Source organism: Streptomyces niveiscabiei (genome assembly GCF_033794345.1).
GTDB classification, from domain to species: Bacteria; Actinomycetota; Actinomycetes; order Streptomycetales; family Streptomycetaceae; genus Streptomyces; species Streptomyces niveiscabiei.
This window is the reverse complement of the sequence record NZ_JARAYJ010000062.1, coordinates 1-17826: the sequence shown is the minus strand read 5'-3', so window position 1 is coordinate 17826 and position 17826 is coordinate 1. Positions and strand designations below refer to the sequence as shown.

Genomic DNA, 17826 nt, shown 5'->3' with positions numbered 1-17826 from the left:
CCATTAGCGACAGGCGATCGAGAGAGGTAGGTCACTCATGTCGGCGCATTGCATGCTGACCGGGGCGCAGCCGGGGTTCGGGAACCGCATCTCGCACTCCCACCGGCGCACTTCGCGGCGGTTCGACCCCAACATCCAGTCGAAGCGGTACTGGCTGCCGAGCGAAGGCCGGTACGTACGGCTCCGGTTGAGCACGAAGGGGATCAAGACGGTCGACACCATCGGCGTCGAGGCAGCGGTCGCCCGGATCCGGGCTCGGGGGGTGCGGGTCTGATGGCGAAGAAGAGCAAGATCGCGGCAAATCAGCGGCGCCAGGAGGTAGTTGCCCGGTACGCCGAGCGGCGGGCCGAGCTGAAGGAGATCATCCGGCGGCCGTCGTCCTCCGAGGAGGAACGGGACGCCGCGCGGCGGGAGCTGGAGCGGCAGCCCCGGGACGCGAGTGCGACCCGGGTGCGCAACCGGGACCAGGTGGACGGGCGGCCCCGTGGGTACTTCCGGGCGTTCGGGCTGTCCCGGGTGAGCCTGCGGGAGCAGGCGCACGCCGGGTACTTGCCGGGGGTCCGGAAGAGTTCCTGGTAGGCGCGGCACCCCTGAAGCCCGCGGTCGGTGCCAAGTCCCCTGCCCGGCGCGGCTGGTAGCTTGCCGTCGTTCTCGGCTTCTAGCGCTTGGAGTGTGCGGTGGCTTCAGTGGGCTTGCGTGGCGCGGGTGTGGTGGTGGGGGCCGTCCTCCTGGCCGGGTGCGGCGGCGGTGGCGGGGATTCCTCGTCGCCCTCGCCCGAGCCGTCGACGGCTTCCGCCACCGCCTCCCCCTCCCCGTCCACGTCGGCCACCCCCCTCGCCGGCAGCTGGCTCGGCACCGCCGGCGGGCAGGCCGTCGTCCTCATGGTCGAGGGCGGCAAGGCGTCGCTGTACGCCACCGGCGGCACCGTCTGCAACGGGACCGCCGGGGAAGAGGCCGGGACGCGGATGATCCACCTGACCTGCCCGACCGGGAAGAAGGACCGTACGACCGGGACGGTCGACTCCGTGGATGCGGAGAAACTGGTCGTGACCTGGACGGGGAGTGTGGGGAAGGAGACGTACACCAAGGCGGACGGCAGTGTGCTGCCGTCGGGTGTGCCGACCGGGGGTCTGGGGTAGGGGATGATCCCCCTGAGCAACGTCACTCGTTCCTAGGGATCATGTTCATGCGCGCCGTTCCGCTCCGCCTCAGCGTCGCCGCCTTCTCCGCGGCCCTCCTGCTCTCCGCGTGTTCCGGGGGCGGTGACGACGACAAGAACGCCGACTCCGGTACGACGCCGTCGGCGTCCGCGCCCGCCGCCGGCGGCTCCACCTGCGCCGTCGACAAGCTGGACACCCAGGCAGGCGCCGTCAACGCGGCTCCCGGCGTCGGGGACAGCGGCAACGTCACGTTCACGATCACCAACACCGGCGACGAGTGCGCGCTGGCCGGCTTCCCCAAGCTCCAGCTGAAGGCGGACGGCACCGCCGTCTCCGTACCCCAGGACCCGGCGGCGGTCGCCCAGACGGTGACCCTCCCGGCCCAGGGCACCGCCTCCTTCACGATCACCTACACGCGCGGGGACGGCGACAAGGCCATCGCGGCGAAGAAGCTGGAGTTCGGCCTCGCGGAGGGGTCGGGCAAGGAGTTCGACTGGTCGTACGGGGCTGTCGTCCTGAAGGACACGAAGACCCCGGACGCGACGGTGAGCGGCTTCCAGCAGGCCGGGGACTGAGGCTCAGGACTCCGGCAGGCGGGGGCGGTTCCCCACGGTCGCCCGGTCCGCCGCCTCCGCCCCCTCCACCCAGCCCGCCTCGTCCGTGATCCCCCGCAGGCGGGTGCTGACCGTGTGCGGGAACAGGGCGTCCGTCGCGTCGACGACGGCTACGTCGCGGGTCGCGAGGACCGGGAGGAGGCCGGCCGGGATCTGGGTGCGGGTCGCCTCCGCGAGGCGGGTGCCCATGCGGTGGGCGTAGGCGGCGAGGAAGGACTGGCGGAACGTTTTCGTGCGCTTGCGGCCGGACGCCCGCTGGGCCGCCTCCGCGCGGGTCATCGCCGTCTGCGCCTGGACGAGCAGCGAGGTGTAGAGCAGCTCGACGGCCTCCAGATCGGCCTCGAAGCCGACGACCGTGGAGAAGCAGAAACCTTCGTTCCACACCGACCGGCAGTGGTTCGCCTCCGCGACCGCGTCCAGCAGGATCGCCTTCGCCTGCTCGTACGGGGGCTCCACGCCGATCCGGCAGGCCCCGGGCGCGTCCGGCGCGGGCGCCGCCGCGTCCACCAGCGCCTCGTCCACGCTGTGCCGCGCCATCAGCTCCTGCGCCTTCGCGGTGAGCGCCTCCGCCTCCTGCGGGTACGTCGTCGCCTCGGCCTTCGCGAGGAGCGCGCGAATCCGGGTGAGCGTACGGTCCGCGCCCGCGCGCGTGGGCCTGCGCGGCTCGTCGAGGGGTTCCAGCGTCGGGAGGCGCAGGAGGTTGCGGTACAGCTCCAGGAGTGCCGTGGCCTGCGTGAACCGGTCCGTCCGGGGCGCCGGCTCCGCCGGGAGCGCGGCCAGCTGCGCCTTCCAGCGCGGGCCCCGCGCCCGGTCGTTCCCCGCCTGCGCGCGGATCAGCGCGGCCAGGTGGCGGACGTGTACGTCATCCAGGTCGCGGCGGGTGAGCCGGACGAGGTCGGCGGGCTGCCAGCCCCTCGTCCAGGCCGTCGCGATCAGCTCCTCGCCCTTGGCCCTGAGGCCGGGGTCGGTGGCGGGGTCGGCGGCGAGGAGGGAGGCGGCGGCGTCGAGGGTGGCGTCCGTGGTGTCGTACAGGGCCGTCTTGAGGGCTTCGGCGAGGGTGGGGTGGGGCTGGCTCACCCGGTGATGGTGTCACGGGGTGGTTTTTCGCGGGCACGCGCGCGGGGAGCGCGTTTTCGGCGTTCCCCGGCCCGCGCGCGTAGTGGCTCATTAATGTCAACCCGGGGTTGACGCCGTCCGACTGTCAACCTACGGTTGACACATGTCGGAGCCCGAGCACATCACGTCATCCGTCCGTCTCGACGACCTCATCGACGCCATCAAGAAGGTCCACCCCGAACCCCTCGACCAGCTCCAGGACGCGGTCCTCGCCGGCGAGCACCTCGGGGACGTCGCCGACCACCTCATCGGCCACTTCGTCGACCAGGCACGCCGCTCCGGCGCGTCCTGGACCGACATCGGCCGCAGCATGGGCGTCACCCGCCAGGCCGCCCAGAAACGCTTCGTCCCCAAGGACTCCGAGGGCGCGGACATCGACTTCGCCCGCTTCACCCCCCGCGCGCGGGGCGTCCTCGTCGCGGCGGACACGGAGGCGAAGAACGCGGGCTCGATGGAGACGCTCCCCGCGCACCTCGTCCTCGGCCTGCTCGCCGAGCCGGAGGCGATCGCCGCGAAGGCGCTGGCCGCGCAGGGCGCGTCCCTGGAGGCCGTCCGCGAGGCCGCCGCCGCGACGCTCCCGGCGTCCGCCGAGGCCCCCGCCCTCATGCCGTACAGCGCGGCCGGCAAGAAGGTCCTCGAACTCACCTTCCGCGAGGCCCTCCGGCTGGGCCACAACTACATCGGCACGGAACACATCCTGCTGGCGCTGCTCGAACACGAGAACGGCGAGGGCCCGCTGAGCGGGCTGGGCGTCACGAAGGCGAGGGCGGAGGAGTTCGTCGCGGAAGCGCTGGCGGCGGTGACGGTGGCGGGCCGGAAGAAAGGGTGACCGCGGACAGGGCGGCCCGGTCCGGAACGGGTCGCCCAGCACCTCTTTTCCTCCCGCTATCGGCCGTTTCGCGGCGTTGTCAGTGCCGCCTGCGACACTCGGCACATGAGTGATCGCTGGGTTCTGGTGCCGGGCGAGGGAGGTGGCGTGGAGGTCGCCCCCCTCGGGGACGACGGCGTGCTGACGGGGGGCGTCGTGCGGGAGGCGAGTGCGGGGGAGGCCGTGCGCAAGCGGGGGGACGTGGGGCGGTGGGTGTGGCGGAGCAGCGCGGAGGTGTACGCCGGGATGGTCGCAGCGGGCGCCCGCGTGGAGCGGTGTTACGACGTGGAGGTCGCCGAGAACCTCCTGCTGGGGCACGAGGGCAGGTTCGGCGCGCCGAAGTCGGCATGGGCCGCGCTCGCGCGGTTGCGCGGGACCGCCGTACCCGCCGACCCGCCCCTGCGGGCCGTCGAGCCGGGCGGCCAGCCGTCCCTGTTCGAGCCCGGCGAGGCCCGCGCGCGGCTCTCGGTCGGGGAGCTCGTGGAGGTGTACCGGGACCAGCTGCGCCGCCACGACCTGGCGGAGCACCCCGCGCGCATGCGCCTGCTGACGGCGGCGGAGTCGGCGGGGACCCTCGTCGCGACCGAGATGAACGCGGCGGGACTGCCCTGGCGGGCGGACGTCCACCGCCGGGTCCTGGGCGAACTGCTGGGCGAGCGGTACGCGGGCGGCGGCGAGCCCCGCCGCCTCGCCGAGCTCGCGGAACAGGTCTCGGCCGCGTTCGGCAGGCGCGTACGGCCCGACCTCCCGGCCGACGTCGTCAAGGCGTTCGCGCAGGCCGGGATCAAGGTGAAGTCGACCCGCCGGTGGGAGATCGAGACCGTCGACCACCCGGCCGTGGCCCCGCTGATCGAGTACAAGAAGCTGTACCGCATCTGGGTGGCGCACGGCTGGAGCTGGCTCCAGGACTGGGTCCGCGACGGCCGCTTCCGCCCGGAGTTCCTCGCGGGCGGCACGGTCACGGGACGGTGGGTGACCAACGGCGGGGGCGCGCTCCAGATCCCCAAGGTGATCCGGCGCGCGGTCGTCGCGGACCCCGGCTGGCGGCTCGTCGTCGCGGACGCGGACCAGATGGAGCCCAGGGTCCTCGCCGCGATCTCCCGCGACCCCGGGCTGATGGAGGTCGCCGGCCGGGAGAGCGACCTGTACCAGGAGGTGTCCGACCGCGCCTTCTCCGGAGACCGCGACCAGGCCAAACTCGCCGTCCTCGGCGCGGTGTACGGCCAGACCTCCGGCGACGGCCTCAAGAACCTCGCGGCCCTGCGCCGCCGCTTCCCGCGCGCGGTGGAGTACGTCGACGAGGCGGCCCGCGCGGGTGAGGAGGGGCGGCTGGTGCGCACGTGGCTGGGCCGCACGTGCCCGCCGGCCGCCGCCGGGGAGGAGACGGACGACGAGGCGGGCATCCCCGTCGAGGAGTCCCCCTCGGCCTGGGTGCCGGGCTACGCCTCGACCGACGCCCGCGCGCGGGGCCGCTTCACCCGCAACTTCGTCGTCCAGGGCAGCGCCGCGGACTGGGCCCTCCTGATGCTGGCCGCCCTCCGGCAGGCGTGCGCGGAGATGGCGGCGGAACTCGTCTTCTTCCAGCACGACGAGGTGATCGTGCACTGTCCCGAGGGCGAGGCGGAGAGGGTGGTGGCGGCGATCCGGGAGGCGTCGGCACTGGCGGCGCGGCTGACGTTCGGGGAGACGCCGGTGCGGTTTCCGTTCAGTACGGCGGTGGTGGAGTGTTATGCGGACGCGAAGTGAGGGGGCAGCGTGGGGGCGGAGCCGCGGGTGGACGGACGCCGGACGACCCGGCTCGGCGAACGGCAGTCGCGGGGCGGGGGCGCGGATGATCGCGGGCCGGATGGCTGGGGTTCGCGGGGTCGGGGCGCGGGCAGCCCGAACGCGGATGCCGTGGGCTCATGCGGCCGACGCTCAGCGGCCGGGCGGTCAGCCGAGCGGGGCTCAGCATGGCTGGGGTTTCCGGGGCGGGGGCGCGGACAGCCCGAACGTACATGCCGTGGGCCCACGCGACCCGCGCTCAGCGGCCGGGCGGTCAGCTGACCCGCGTTCAGATGACGGGGGAGCTCGCCTGCCCCGCGTTCAGCCTGCCTGCGCTCGCCCGACCGGCGTTCAGCCGACCCGTGCCCACCCGACCGGGGCTCACCCGCCCCGCGTTCAGCCGGCCCGCGTTCAGATGATCGGCGGGCGGCCCAGCCGGGTCAGTTTCCACACCGTCCGCCAGCTCATCGCCCTGCGCGGTCCCGGCGACTGGCGGATGCCCTCCGCGAAGCCCGCGAACCATGCGCGCAGGCCCGCGAGGGAGCGGGTGCGCAGGAGGGTGACCGCGAGCCAGATGCCGAGGTGGACGGGGATCAGTGGGAGGGGGAGGTTGCGGCGGACCAGCCAGACGCGGTTGCGGGCGGTGACCCGGTAGTAGATCGCGTGCCGCGCGGGGGACGTCTTGGGGTGCTGGAGGAGCAGCTCGGGGGCGTACAGGATCTTCCAGCCCGCGTCGGTCGCCCGCCACGCCAGGTCCGTCTCCTCGTGCGCGAAGAAGAACTCGGCGGGCCAGTCGCCGGTCTGCGCGAGCATCCGCATGCTGAGGGCGTGCCCGCCGCCGAGGAACCCGGTGACGTACCCGCCGTCCATGGGGTCCGTCTTCCCGGGGCGCGGGACGTGCCGGCGGGCCGTCTCCCCGTGCTCGTCCGCGATGCGGAAGCCGACGATGCCGAGCTCGTCGTCCGCCGCGAACAGGTCCCGTACGCCGCGCAGGGTGTCGGGGTCGGGCAGCAGGCCGTCGTCGTCGAGGTCCACGACGACATCGACGTCGCCGAACTCCCGCAGCTTCGCCAGCGCCTCGTTGCGGCCACCCGGACAGCCCAGGTTCTCGTCCAGTTCGATCAGCGTGACCTCACCCGGAAGAGCGAGCCGGTCCGTGAACTCCGGCAGCCGGCAGCCGTTCCCCACGATCACGATCCTCGCGGGCGCCAGGCTCTGCTTCGCCACGGACTCCAACAGGGCGTCGACCTCGTCCGGCCGGTTCCCCATCGTCACCACGGCAACCGCGATCCTCGGCTCCACCACGGCTGCACTCCCCTGCGTCAACGTCCCTGTTCCCGGCCGGTCGAGCACCCGATCTCACCATCGGCGCCCACCGTTCACCAAGATGTTGCCTCAAGGGCCCGCGTTGTCGGACGAGCGGCTTGCTTTACCTCCTTTTTGCACGGGTTTGGATCGGGGGCGGATTCAGACACACACCGGCAAGCGGCCGAGGAGGAACACCGACGCCCACGCGCACGATCGGGGGCCGCGACGCGGGCAGCGAGCCCCCTGCCCGCACGGCCCGACCGACCGCACCGACCAGCCACCCAGGCCGGACAGCCGGCCACGCCGCACAGCCAACCGCGCCGCACAGCCGACCACGCCGATGCGGGCCCCAGACACGCAGCCGCGCCCCTCAGCACCGCCCCGACCGCTTGCGAGCCCGCAGCCCCGCAGCCCCGCAGCCCCGCAGCCCCGCAGCTGCAAACGTGCCCCTCCCCTCCCCTCCTCACCCCGCCCCTCACCCCGTACCCCCCGAAGCCTCCCGAGCCGCCCCGATGAACGTCGTCTTCGCCGCCTCCAGCTCGTCCGGCGAAGCGTGCCCGCGTAAGGACCCGGCGATCGTCCGGGCGGCCTCCGCGACCGGTGGCGGGCCCTCCAGGAGGGTCAGGCCGAGGGCGCGTTGGAACTGGGCCTCGTCCTCGGGGCCGCCGCGGCCGGTCCGCTCCGTGAGGATCCTCGCCTCCGCCGCCGCGAGGAACTCCGCGTAGACGCGGCGGCGTTCGGCGCGGGCGCGCTGTTCGGCGTCCGCGCGGATCGTGATCCGTACGGATTCCAGGAGCGCGTCGGCCTGCCAGTCCCCCGCGTGCCGCGCCGCCTCGGCCTGCCGGATGCCGGCGCCGCGGGCGTACCAACCGGTGACGATGCTGCCCGCGACCGCGGAACCCGCGGCTATCAGGGCGACTCCCCATTCGCTCATGCGGTCATCTTTCCCGATCTCCGGTACGGGGGTGAGGGTTACGATCGACTCATGCCACCGTCCCCGGAGGACCCCCCGTCCCCCACCCCACCTGCGAAAACGCCATACGCGCCTCGGGTGGAGACGGGCGCCGGGCGGCCGGCATGACGAGGGTGCTGTTCGCGGCCCGCTCCGCGGTCGCCCTGTACCGGCTCCTGGACGTCGTCCCGGTGTTCGCCGGCGACCCGAGGATCACGCGCTGCTTCACCCTCGTCCCCGGCTCGGACTTCGGCGTGGACGCGCTGGCCGTGGTCGACGCCCTGGGCGGCCGGATCGTCCCGTGGGAGCAGGCCCGCGAGGAGGTGTACGACCTTGTCGTCAGCGCCAGCCCGAAGGGCGAGCTGGCCCAACTGGCCGGTACACACGTGCTGTTGCCGCACGGCGCGGGGTTCAGCAAGACGATCCGCGCGGAGGGCTCGGCGGACTCGGCGTCGGGACTCGACCCGGTCTACCTGAGCCGCGCCCCGATCGCCCTGCACGCCATGGCCCACCCGGGCCAGGTCGCCCGCCTCGCCTCGGCCGACCCGCACGCGGCCACCCGGGCCGGCGTCGTAGGAGACCCCACTCTCGAACGCCTCCTGGACTCCCGCACCCTCCGCGACCGCTACCGCGCGGCGCTCGGCACCGGCTCCCGCACCCTCCTCGCCCTGACCTCGACCTGGGGCCCGGAGTCCCTGCTGGCCCGCCACCCGGACCTCCCCGCCGAACTGGCCGCGCAACTCCCGTACGACGAGTACCAGTTGGCGCTGATCGTGCACCCCAACGAACACAGCCGGCTCGGCGCCCACGACCTCACCGAACGCCTCTCCCCCGCCCTCGACGCGGGCCTGGTCCTCGCCGCGCCCCGCGAGGAGTGGGCGTCGACGCTGGTCGCCGCCGACGCGCTGGTGACCGACCACGGCTCGACGGCCCTGTACTTCGCGGCGCTCGGCGACCGCCCGGTCCTCGCCGCGACGGACGGCGGCCCGGAGCTGATCCCGGGCAGCCCCATGGACGTACTCCTGCGCGCGGTACCGGAGTTGGGCCGTACGACGGCGCTCCCGGAAGCCCTCCGCGCCTACCGCCCCGGCGCCACCGGCCCCGCGACGGACGCCGCGTTCGCCCACCGGGGCCACGCCCTGGACCGCCTGCGCGCCGAGCTGTACGACCTCCTCGGCCTCACCCCGCCCCCCGCACCACCGCCGGTCCGTCTCCTCCCCGGCCCCACCCCGCCCCGCCGGCTCCCCACCGCCTTCGACACCCACGCCGGCCTCACCCCCACCGGCGTACGCATCGCCCGCCACCCCGTCGGCCTCGGCCCGCCCGGCCACCACCTCGCGGCGGAACACGGCACGTCGAGCGTGCAACTCACCCGCTCCGCAGGCGTGTTGTACCGCCGCCCCCTCCCCGGCGCCCCGACCTGGACGTCCGACGGCTGGACCCGCCACGCCCTCGACGAGTACCCCGGCTGCCGCACCGCCGGAGTCGTCCACCCCTCCGGCGAGGGCCTGTTGAGGTTCCGGGGCCGTGAACTCCCGTACGCGGTACGGATCGAGCCGCACACCGAGGCCCCCGGCCGGCTCACGTCCGTCGACCCGGCGGTCGCGGTGTCGGCGGCGCACGTGTGGTCGGACGGCTGGGCCGGAGAACCGGCGCGGTTCACCTGCCTGGTCGGGGAACGGGAGTTCGCGGTACGGATACGGCGGGCGACGGAGGCCGAAGCGGCAACGCCCGTATAGCCGGGGCCACTTCGGCCGTACAGCCGGGGGCACTTCGGTCATACAGCCGGGGGCACTTCAGCCGATCCCGTTCTTCCGCCTGATCCTCGCCACGGCCTCCCGATGCCCGGCCGCCTCGGCCTCCCGCCCGGCCGCCTCCTCCAGCTCCGCCAACGCCCCGTGCACGCGCGCCTGTTCGGACTGAGACCGGCGCCGAAGGGCCCGCGCCAACGCCCCCTCGTACAACTCCCGCGCCTCGTCCACCTCCCCGAGCCGCAGCACGACTCCCCCCAGGGCGAAGGAGATCCGCGCCCCGATCCGCTCCCGCCCCTGCTCGGCCGCCGCCGCGCGAGCCTCGTCCAGCAGCCCCCGGGCGACCTCCAACTCGCCCAGCCGCGCCCGCGCTTCACCGATCCGGTAGGTCTGGAGCAGCACACCGTAGGGATTGGGCAGAGCCTCGTGGATCGCGAGCGACTTCTCGAACTCCCGTACCGCGGCGCCCCATTCACCCCGCACCCCCAGCAGCATCCCCCTGAACTCCGCGACGGAGCCCCGGAGTCTGCCGTGTCCGTCCCCCTCGCCCAGCAGCCCCGCCGCCGCCTCGGCCGCGTCCAGCTCCCGCCCGGCCTCCTCCAGACGCCCCGACTCCCAGAGCGGGCGCGCGAGTTGGAGCCGCGTGCGGACGATCCAGTCGGCCCGCGCCCCGTGCCGTACGGCGGAGTCGACGGCGAGCCGGAACACCTCGACGACGTCGGACTGGTGGGGATGGTCGAGCGCGTACGTCCACACGGGCTCGGCGAGCGCGACCGCCTCGGCGTCCAACTCCCTTGCGTGGGCGAGCCGCAGACACGCGAAGAGGGCGTGCCGCTCGTCGTACAGCCAGTCCGCGTCGACCTCGGCGTCCGGCGTGTCCGGCAGCGCCGCGAAGGTGTCGCCGACTCTCAACCGGGGCCCGGCGACGAGGAGATCGGCCCGCTGGGCCTGCCGTACGTACCAGCGCAGGACGCGCACCCGGGCGGCGTCGGCCTCGTCGCCGTCCGCGCGGCCCCGGCGCAGCGCGTGCGCGTGCAGCGGCCCGGGGAACCGCAGGCGGGCGCCCGCGCCGAGGTCCAGCAGGCCCGCCCGGTGGAGTTCCTCCAGCGCGGCGTGGCAGGCGTCCTCGCCGAGGCCGAGCAGCGCGGTCGCGGAGGCCGGCGTGAAGGTGGGGCCGGGGTGGTGGGGCAGCAGGCGGTAGAGGAGGGACGCGGCGCGCGAGAGCCCGCCGTACGCCGTGTCCCAGACGCGCTCGACGCCGGGTACGCCCTTCTCGTCCCACTCGCCGCGCAGTTCGGGGACCAGGCGGGCGAGCGGGCGCAGCCGGTGCGCGCGGATCCAGCGGCCCGCGACGTGCAGCGCGGTGGGCAGGCCGTCGCAGAGGTGGACGAGGGCCCGTACGGACTCGGGGTCCTCGGCCAACCTCGGGTCTCTGGCGACGAGTTCGAGCAGCTCCGTCGCCGCGCTGTCGTCCAGCGGGGGCAGCGCGAGGTCGAGGGCGGCGCCGTCCTCCAGGCCGTACAGCGGGCCGGGGCTCGCGACGAGGACCGCGCTCGCGCCGGACGCGGGGAGAAGGGGGACGACCTCCGAGGCGTACCGGGCGTTGTCGAGGAGCAGCACGAACCTCTTGTCCGCCGTGAGGTTCCAGTACTGGCGGCAGCGCGCCTTGAACTGCGGTTCCACCAGGGCGGGTTCGACGCCGAACGAGCGCAGCAGCTGGGCGAGGACGTCACCGGGGTCGAGGGTGCCGCCCACGCGGTGGTCGTCGAGGTCGACGGCCAGGACGCCGTCCGGATACCGGTCCAGCACGGTCCGCGCGACCAGCCGCGCCAGCTCGGTCTTCCCCAGCCCCGCCGGCCCGCTGAACGCCACCACCAGCGGCCGACCGCTCCCCCGCCACTCCTCAACCGCCCTCGCCACACGCTCCCGTTCCCGATACCGGTTCACGAAGTGCACGGGCTCCGGCGGAAGTTCGACCCTCATACGACGCCTCTCGGTTCCTGTCGGGTGGGGTCCATTGTCGCGTGCCGGGTGGGGACGCGCGCGGTGATCTCCGCAGCCTCCGGGCTTCGCCGGTGCCCTCCGGGGGCGCGGGCGTCAGCCGGCCAGCCTGTTGAACTTGCGGATCTGCTGGTCGAAGACGCGCGCCGGGGCCGCGCGCCGCAGCAGGCTGAGGCGGCGGGCGAACGGTCCGGCGGTGGTGCGCAGCCGCGGCCTGCGGGTGGTGGCCGCCGTGACGACGGCCCGGGCGACCACGGCGGGGGCGTCACCGCCGTTGACCGCCTCGGCGACCGCCCGGTCGACGGTGCGCCGCTGCCGCTCGTAGACGGGCAGCGGGGTGTCGGGCTGCACGAGGTTGCCCTCGAACGCGGTGCTGGTCCCGCCGGGCTCGACGAGCAGGACCCGTACGCCATGCTCGCGGACCTCGTGGTCCACGGACTCGGAGTACCCCTCGACCGCGTGCTTGGACGCGATGTAGGCGGCCATGTACGGCTGGGGCATGAACCCGTAGATCGACGACAGGTTGACGATGCGGCCACGTCCCTGGGCGCGCATGTGCGGCAGGACGGCCTTCGTCATGCGGACGACGCCGAGGACGTTGACGTCGAGGACGTGCCGGTGCTGCGCAAGCGAACTCTCCTCGGTGGCGCCCGAGGAGCCGATGCCGGCGTTGTTGACGAGGACGTCGATGCGGCCGAACCGGTCGATGACCTGCCGGACCAGCTCGGTGACCGAGTCGTCGCTGCTCACGTCGAGGTCGAGGAAGGTCACGCCGGCGCGGGGGGCGACCTTCGCGGCGTTCCGGCTGGTTCCGATCACCTCGAACCCCGCTTCGACGAAGGCGAGGGCGGTGGCTTCTCCGATGCCGGAGGACGCGCCTGTCACGAGCGCTACGGGTCGTTTCGTGGCCATCACGGGCTCCTGGGGGGGTTGGGGCATGTCCGCAGCGATGCGCGTCTCTCTCCGACACTCCATCGATAGCTGCACCTAAAGAGTAACTGTTATCGAGTTATCTGCAACTCTCATGTCGCAGTTTATGGAAGAGGTGCAGCTCGGGAGTATCTTCTTCAGGGAAGCGGGCGTCGATGAAGCGGGCGTCGATGACAGGAAGGGAGACGCCATGGGGCGAGCTCTGCGGGCCGATGCCGAACGCAGCGTGCGCGCGATCCTGGAGGCGGCCGAGAGGGTGCTCGCCGAGGACCCCGGCGCGACGATGGAACAGATCGCCGAGGCCGCGGGCCTGGCCAGGACGACGGTGCACCGCCGCTTCGCCAACCGCCAGGCCCTCGTCGAGGCGCTGGCCGCGTCCGCGAAGCAGCAGCTCAGCGACGCCATCGACGACGCCCGCCTGGACACCGCCCCGCCCCTGGTCGCCCTGCACCGCGCGACCGCGAACACCCTCCGCGTCAAAGGCGCCTGGCGGTTCACCCTCGGCAACCCCCTGGCCCAGAACGGCATCGCCGAGGACGTCTGGGCCGACGTCAACGCCCGCTCCCTCGCCTTCCTCGCCCGCGCCCGGCGAGAGGGCCTCCTGGCCCCCGAGGCCGACCTGGAGTGGACCCGCCGCGTCTACTACGCCCTCATCGGCGAGGCCCTGCACGGCCCTGGTGCGGCACAGGACCCGGACGCCGGGAACCCGGACGCCCTGGCCACGCGCATTGTCGAGACACTGCTGCGCGGGGTGGGGCGGCGCGACTGAGCGGCCTTCGGGGCCAGGGGGGCGTGACGCCCGGCGCCCTCAGCGTCTGCCGGCCGTGACCGTGGTCGTGGCCTGCGCGGGTTCGGCGCGGGCGTCGCCGCCGAAGACCGCGGTGGACGTCGTGCTCCTGGCACAGGCGAGGACGAGCTTGCCGTCGCGGCAGCCCGCACCAACTTCCTCGCGCCGCCCGCCGGTTGCTCGCAGATGGAGCCCTCGCGCTCCTTCCAGCTCCTGCCGAACCTGGCGGTCAGGGTGACGCTCTTCCCCGCCGTCACGGCCCTGCCGCTGCCGGCCAGGGCCGGCGTCGTCCGGTTGCACGGGACGGCGACCGTGGCGCTGGGGCGTCACCGGGATAGCGGAGGGCGTACGTGACCTTGCCGCCGGCCGCCGGGCTGTCCTCGATCGCGAACCGGCGGTCCCGCGACAGCCACACCGTACGGGCGCCGAGCGGCTTGCCCTCGGGCGAGGCGAGGTCGGTCCACGTCACCTCGGCCGGCAGCGAGCCGGGAAGGTCGGGCAGGACGAGGCCGAACGTACCGGTCAGCGTCAGCCTCCCGTCCGGCGGGGCCTTCACGGGCGCGCTGACGCTCCGCCTGGTCGCCGCACGGTGTTGCAGACGCCGGTGCTCACGAACCGCGTCGCCCGGGTGTCCCCCGGCCGGTACACATAGGTGCCCACACCCCCGCCGTACCGCCGCGCACACGACACCCTCGGGCTCGCCCTGGATCCCCAGGGCCCTGACGCTCGTACCACCGGAGGGGTCGGGGCGGAAGGCCGTCACGAAGCCGTCGACGCCGTCCGCTGTGGCAATCTCGTTCCCGTCCGGCGAGACGGCGAGATCCTCCTTGCCGCCGAGGCTCTCGGGCATGACCTCCTCGCGGTAGGCACGCTTCCGCGCCGTACCGGAGGAGACGTCGCACACCGCGAGTCCCTCCGGGGAGCGGCCCTTGTCCCCCACAACGAAGACTCCCCCGTCACCGCCGGGTGCAGTGCCGACGCCCAGGACACCCCGCCCGACTGATCCAGCGCGACATAGAGCGTGACGGAGTCCTCCCTCAGCACCATCCCCATGCCGCCGGTCTCACCGGTGAACACCGTCCACCACCATCTCGCCCCGCGGCCAGTCCGCCGACACAGGCAGCACCCCAGCAGCACGGCGACCACCAATGCCGCCGTGACGGCGGTTCGAGAGGTGGCCCACGACGAACACGCATGATGTCGCCCCCCGTTCACCATCCGCCCGGCCGGTTCCCCAATGGCCAGGATCGCCTGAAAGAGGAAGCCCCGGTCACAAGAAATGTGACCGGGGCTTCCTCAGTTGAGCCGCCTTCGGGATTCGAACCCGAGACCTACGCATTACGAGGCCGGTAGAGATCGTGCCGGTGTGTGCCATACGGTCGCACCAGATCCTGTTTTCGCAGATCAGAGCACCGATCACGGTCCCGCTGCCGATATGCCATGTTGCGCCGTCCACAGGCGTCCGCGCTCCCCTTGCGCTCCCCACCCGCGGCAAAGCGATGAGCTGGCCTGCACGGCTCATCGGCGACACCATTTGGCACAGCTTGTCGAGATCGCACATACGAGAGGATCGTCCTCACTCGCAGGCGCCTCGCCCACATCCCTCACGTCGACGAGCACAGCAGCACACGCAACAACAGCGGCTTGGCACGAAGTGGTCCGTCTCCGCCTCGGGTGTCACAGCGGTCGGCTCTTCGGTACTGGCGCGCTCCGGCACATCAATGTGGAGCAGCCTGAGCAAGTCGGCGGTTACGACCCGGTAGGCGTTGCCCACACGCAGGACCGTGCAGGGATACCGGCCGCGCTTAGCGAGGTCGTACCCCGTGGTCCGACTGAGGGACAGTGCACGGTTCGCCGTCTCCAGGTCCACGGCGGCGGGCAGCGCGAGCAGTTCCTCACGTGTCAGCCCTCGGGGCACATCGTCGCGCTTAGTGATCACAGAGGACCTGTACCCCGCGAGGCAAATTAGCCGCCCGCTTCCGCCCAAGCGACAAAGCCACAGAATCTGCCACACCCGAATAACAAGAATTTTGTTAAAATGGCTTCATGGCTTCCACCCCCGACCCCGCTCCCGGCGAAGGCCCCGTCCGCCCGGTCTCCGTCTCCCTCCACGAAGGCACCATCGCCGCCCTCAAGGCACGCACCGGCAAGCGCGGCATGTCCGCCTACGTCGAAGCCCTCATCCAGCGACAACTGGAGCGCGATCGGCTGCGCGAACTCATCGAGGACGCCGAAGCCGAACACGGAGCCGTCGACCAGGCCGCGGTCGAAGCCAAGCGAGCGCTCCTGCGCTGTGACGCAGCGGGCTCGGCGGACGCCGCGTGAGCGGCACCCTTGTCCTGGACTGCGAAGGCCTGTCCAAACTCGTACGCCGCACACCTGCACTCACCGAATGGCTCGCCGCCGCCGAAGCCGAGGACATCCGCGTCATCACCAGCTCCGTCACCCTCGTCGAAGCCCGCGACCCCAAGACCAACCAGGCCCGCTTCGACTACGCCGTCTCCCGCGTCAACATCATCCCGCCCACCGAAACCATCGCCCGCCACGCCAGCAAACTCCTCGCCGCAGCCGGACTCCACGGCCACAAATACGCCCTCGACGCGATTGTGGCCGCCACCGCACTTGCCTCCCCCTCCCCCGTGACCGTCCTGACCTCAGACCCCGAGGACCTCCTGATGCTGTGCGGCCCCGGCGTCCGCGTGATCAAGATCTGACGCAGTGCGATGCCGGCCAGACGCGACGTTCAACTCCCTGCTGCTCGAGACAGCTCTTTCCACTCATCCGGGCGCCCGCTGTCGGTGCTCTGAAGTAGGCTGCTTTCCGCACGGTCCGGACCGCCGGTAGTACCGGGGCACCAGCCGCCGTTCACACACTTCCCCGTCCGGGAGCGCGCCAGTACCGCGCTCACCAGCGGCGATCTCCTCCTTCGCGTGCGCTCCCGCAAGGTTGCGCACCCAACGCGTCCCCGGAGTCTCCCGCATGGCCATTGAGCCCGAACTCACACCCCTCTTCGACTTCCTGTGCGAACACATGCCCAGCAAGAGCCGCGTCATGGCATTGATCGGTCCAGACGACGGCCCTCGATCTCTCACCGCGGTGTTGACCTGCAAGGACAAGCGCCTCGCATATCAAGCGGTCCAGCTACTGCGCCGCGCGCTGGCCTCCCGTGACACCGCCGTCGTCGAGGAAGACCTGCATGCCCTGGCCTCGACACTGCCCGACGCCCCCGCCAACTCCCTGCGCACGGCCACGGCCCACGCAGCCTCAGGAACGTGGCCCGCCCCCGCAGGCACAACGTTCTGCCCACCTGACGAAAACCTTGGGGAGGACGAAGAGACGCATGACGACGGGACCGCCACCTCGCCGGAGTCAGAAACGCCCGATGGGGTACGCCTGAAGGACCTGCCGGGCAAGGTCGTACGCATCGCCCATCTACACGAGTTCCACATAACCGACGAGGACGCACTCATACGGGCGGCCATGGATGAGGGCTGGGAGCCCTTGCCCGCATCCGAGTTGGCCGAGGACGACCCGCGCGACCTGATCGGCGCCGTCATGACTCTCAGCGACAGCGGCGGCTGGATCACCGGCGCGGACACCCTGGAAGACCAGAGCGAGGCAGGACTGCTGCGCGCCGAAGACGGCGATGAACTCACCGACTGGAGCCCCGTCCCGGTGACACCCCACTTCCACCATGGCTGGCGACTGCAGCGGCCGGTCTCCAACACACCGAGCGAAGAGGAGCAGCCCGACTTGATCGCGCTGTTCCCCGTCAAGGAGTGTTCGTGCGAAGACGACGACTGCGAGGACTGCAGCTGGCAATTGACCCCTCGCACCGCCGATCTGCTCCTGACGTCATTGAGCGTCCTGGGCGACCAGGCCTACGACGATGCCGAGGAACTGCGCGACCGGCCCGTGACCGAGCAACGCCCGGGCAACTGGGAGTTGTTCACCCGCCTGCCCGCTCTCACTTGGTCCGCCGACCGGAGCTGGCGCCGACGAATGGCGCGAGCCTTCGACGACCTCTCCGATGACCTGGAGCACGGCCGGTGGCCCCAACCCTCGTGCACGGCCGAGGAGATGGCTTTGCTCTTGGCGATCGAGGATGCGCCCAGCTACCTGGACGACATCGACACGAGCGATACCGCGCACAGTCACTTGCCCAAGCACCACGACGACTACGACTGGAACGCCTGCTCTGATCTGTTCTTCCAGGACCATGACGTTCTCATGCTGTTCGACGCACGCCTCGACGGCATCGAGGACCCGGACGGCGACGTGAACCAGCACCTGGGCATGGGTGACCTGCGCGCGGCAGCGTGGTTCGAGCCGTTTGGATATCCGCCCGCCCGGAACCCCAAGCGCGGCTTCCGACGCTGACTAACGCTCTCGTGGTCCCTCCGGTGAAGCCTGAAGGAGCAGGACCATGAGAGCGCCGGGCTCTGTGAAGATTGATCGCAATCGAGGCCTGTAGTTCTAAGAGCTCGTAACACGATCATGATCGGTGTTTCTTGAGGCGTCTCCAGCAGATCAGAGCGCAGGCCAAAGAGACGAATGCGTCGTGGAGTTCGGTTC

General features: G+C 72.2%; 17 protein-coding genes and 1 pseudogene. 11 read left to right on the top strand and 7 right to left on the bottom strand.

The window, feature by feature from the left end; all coding sequences use genetic code 11:
- Positions 1–37: 37 nt before the first annotated feature.
- From rpmB to PV682_RS41740, 4 genes are all read left to right on the top strand, one after another.
- On the top strand, positions 38–274 hold the full coding sequence (gene rpmB, locus PV682_RS41755) for a 50S ribosomal protein L28 (RefSeq protein WP_055721790.1): 237 nt from the start codon (positions 38–40) through the stop codon (positions 272–274).
- Entirely contained in the window at positions 274–579 is a 306-nt protein-coding gene (rpsN, locus tag PV682_RS41750) for a 30S ribosomal protein S14 (RefSeq protein WP_319737852.1), read from the top strand. Before rpmB ends, rpsN begins: the two co-directional genes overlap by 1 nt.
- A 98-nt stretch (positions 580–677) precedes the next feature.
- Entirely contained in the window at positions 678–1139 is a 462-nt protein-coding gene (locus PV682_RS41745) for a hypothetical protein (RefSeq protein ID WP_319737850.1), read from the top strand.
- Positions 1140–1186: 47 nt separating this feature from the next.
- Positions 1187–1735, top strand: a complete 549-nt coding sequence (locus PV682_RS41740; RefSeq protein WP_319737849.1) for a DUF4232 domain-containing protein — start codon at positions 1187–1189, stop codon at positions 1733–1735.
- A gap of 3 nt (positions 1736–1738) precedes the next feature.
- On the opposite strand, the gene PV682_RS41735 is transcribed toward PV682_RS41740, so the two are convergent.
- Positions 1739–2851, bottom strand: coding sequence for a DUF2786 domain-containing protein (locus tag PV682_RS41735; protein WP_319737848.1), 1113 nt, complete (start codon positions 2849–2851; stop codon positions 1739–1741).
- A 142-nt stretch (positions 2852–2993) separates the two neighbouring features.
- Between PV682_RS41735 and PV682_RS41730 the strand changes: the two genes are divergently transcribed.
- Entirely contained in the window at positions 2994–3719 is a 726-nt protein-coding gene (locus tag PV682_RS41730; protein WP_319737847.1) for a Clp protease N-terminal domain-containing protein, read from the top strand.
- 105 nt (positions 3720–3824) lie between these two features.
- Complete coding sequence (locus PV682_RS41725; protein ID WP_319737845.1) at positions 3825–5504, top strand: bifunctional 3'-5' exonuclease/DNA polymerase; 1680 nt, start codon at positions 3825–3827, stop codon at positions 5502–5504.
- Positions 5505–5933: 429 nt separating this feature from the next.
- Here the strand turns inward: PV682_RS41725 and PV682_RS41720 are convergent, their stop codons facing one another.
- Positions 5934–6827 (bottom strand): glycosyltransferase family 2 protein, encoded by an 894-nt coding sequence (locus PV682_RS41720; RefSeq protein WP_319737844.1) that lies wholly within the window; start codon positions 6825–6827, stop codon positions 5934–5936.
- Positions 6828–7305: 478 nt separating this feature from the next.
- Positions 7306–7764 (bottom strand): hypothetical protein, encoded by a 459-nt coding sequence (locus PV682_RS41715; RefSeq protein WP_319737842.1) that lies wholly within the window; start codon positions 7762–7764, stop codon positions 7306–7308.
- A 143-nt stretch (positions 7765–7907) separates the two neighbouring features.
- Between PV682_RS41715 and PV682_RS41710 the strand changes: the two genes are divergently transcribed.
- Complete coding sequence (locus PV682_RS41710; RefSeq protein ID WP_319737841.1) at positions 7908–9521, top strand: translation initiation factor 2; 1614 nt, start codon at positions 7908–7910, stop codon at positions 9519–9521.
- Between the two features lie 57 nt (positions 9522–9578).
- On the opposite strand, the gene PV682_RS41705 is transcribed toward PV682_RS41710, so the two are convergent.
- Together PV682_RS41705 and PV682_RS41700 are read right to left on the bottom strand one after the other, a co-directional pair.
- Positions 9579–11453 (bottom strand): hypothetical protein, encoded by a 1875-nt coding sequence (locus tag PV682_RS41705; protein ID WP_319737840.1) that lies wholly within the window; start codon positions 11451–11453, stop codon positions 9579–9581.
- 177 nt (positions 11454–11630) lie between these two features.
- Positions 11631–12446 (bottom strand): oxidoreductase, encoded by an 816-nt coding sequence (locus PV682_RS41700; protein ID WP_319737839.1) that lies wholly within the window; start codon positions 12444–12446, stop codon positions 11631–11633.
- Between the two features lie 208 nt (positions 12447–12654).
- On the opposite strand from PV682_RS41700, the gene PV682_RS41695 reads away from it, so the two are divergent.
- Positions 12655–13233, top strand: a complete 579-nt coding sequence (locus PV682_RS41695) for a TetR/AcrR family transcriptional regulator (RefSeq protein ID WP_319737838.1) — start codon at positions 12655–12657, stop codon at positions 13231–13233.
- 271 nt (positions 13234–13504) lie between these two features.
- On the opposite strand, the gene PV682_RS41690 is transcribed toward PV682_RS41695, so the two are convergent.
- Entirely contained in the window at positions 13505–14191 is a 687-nt protein-coding gene (locus PV682_RS41690; RefSeq protein ID WP_319737835.1) for a hypothetical protein, read from the bottom strand.
- Positions 14192–14977: 786 nt separating this feature from the next.
- Positions 14978–15190, bottom strand: a pseudogene (locus PV682_RS41685) (hypothetical protein); the annotation flags it as partial.
- A gap of 107 nt (positions 15191–15297) precedes the next feature.
- Between PV682_RS41685 and PV682_RS41680 the strand changes: the two are divergent.
- The 3 genes from PV682_RS41680 (at position 15298) to PV682_RS41670 (ending at position 17631) form a co-directional block, all read left to right on the top strand.
- Positions 15298–15576 (top strand): hypothetical protein, encoded by a 279-nt coding sequence (locus PV682_RS41680; RefSeq protein ID WP_319737831.1) that lies wholly within the window; start codon positions 15298–15300, stop codon positions 15574–15576.
- Positions 15573–15965 carry a type II toxin-antitoxin system VapC family toxin gene (locus PV682_RS41675; RefSeq protein WP_319737828.1) on the top strand — a complete coding sequence of 131 codons (393 nt, stop codon included), beginning with the start codon at positions 15573–15575 and terminating at the stop codon, positions 15963–15965. Before PV682_RS41680 ends, PV682_RS41675 begins: the two co-directional genes overlap by 4 nt.
- 265 nt (positions 15966–16230) lie before the next feature.
- A complete protein-coding gene (locus PV682_RS41670; protein WP_319737827.1) occupies positions 16231–17631 on the top strand; it encodes a hypothetical protein in 1401 nt (466 codons plus the stop codon).
- Positions 17632–17826 lie beyond the last annotated feature (195 nt).

What these genes read in the sequence shown, in the direction of transcription:
- rpsN (WP_319737852.1), top strand. Translation starts at nt 274, where the DNA reads ATGGCGAAGAAGAGCAAGATCGCGGCAAATCAGCGGCGCCAGGAGGTA.
- PV682_RS41710 (WP_319737841.1), top strand. Translation starts at nt 7,908, where the DNA reads ATGACGAGGGTGCTGTTCGCGGCCCGCTCCGCGGTCGCCCTGTACCGG.
- PV682_RS41695 (WP_319737838.1), top strand. Translation starts at nt 12,655, where the DNA reads ATGGGGCGAGCTCTGCGGGCCGATGCCGAACGCAGCGTGCGCGCGATC.
- PV682_RS41680 (WP_319737831.1), top strand. Translation starts at nt 15,298, where the DNA reads ATGGCTTCCACCCCCGACCCCGCTCCCGGCGAAGGCCCCGTCCGCCCG.
- rpmB (WP_055721790.1), top strand. Translation starts at nt 38, where the DNA reads ATGTCGGCGCATTGCATGCTGACCGGGGCGCAGCCGGGGTTCGGGAAC.
- PV682_RS41730 (WP_319737847.1), top strand. Translation starts at nt 2,994, where the DNA reads ATGTCGGAGCCCGAGCACATCACGTCATCCGTCCGTCTCGACGACCTC.
- PV682_RS41725 (WP_319737845.1), top strand. Translation starts at nt 3,825, where the DNA reads ATGAGTGATCGCTGGGTTCTGGTGCCGGGCGAGGGAGGTGGCGTGGAG.
- PV682_RS41700 (WP_319737839.1), bottom strand. Translation starts at nt 12,446, where the DNA reads ATGGCCACGAAACGACCCGTAGCGCTCGTGACAGGCGCGTCCTCCGGC.
- PV682_RS41740 (WP_319737849.1), top strand. Translation starts at nt 1,187, where the DNA reads ATGCGCGCCGTTCCGCTCCGCCTCAGCGTCGCCGCCTTCTCCGCGGCC.
- PV682_RS41670 (WP_319737827.1), top strand. Translation starts at nt 16,231, where the DNA reads ATGGCCATTGAGCCCGAACTCACACCCCTCTTCGACTTCCTGTGCGAA.
- PV682_RS41715 (WP_319737842.1), bottom strand. Translation starts at nt 7,764, where the DNA reads ATGAGCGAATGGGGAGTCGCCCTGATAGCCGCGGGTTCCGCGGTCGCG.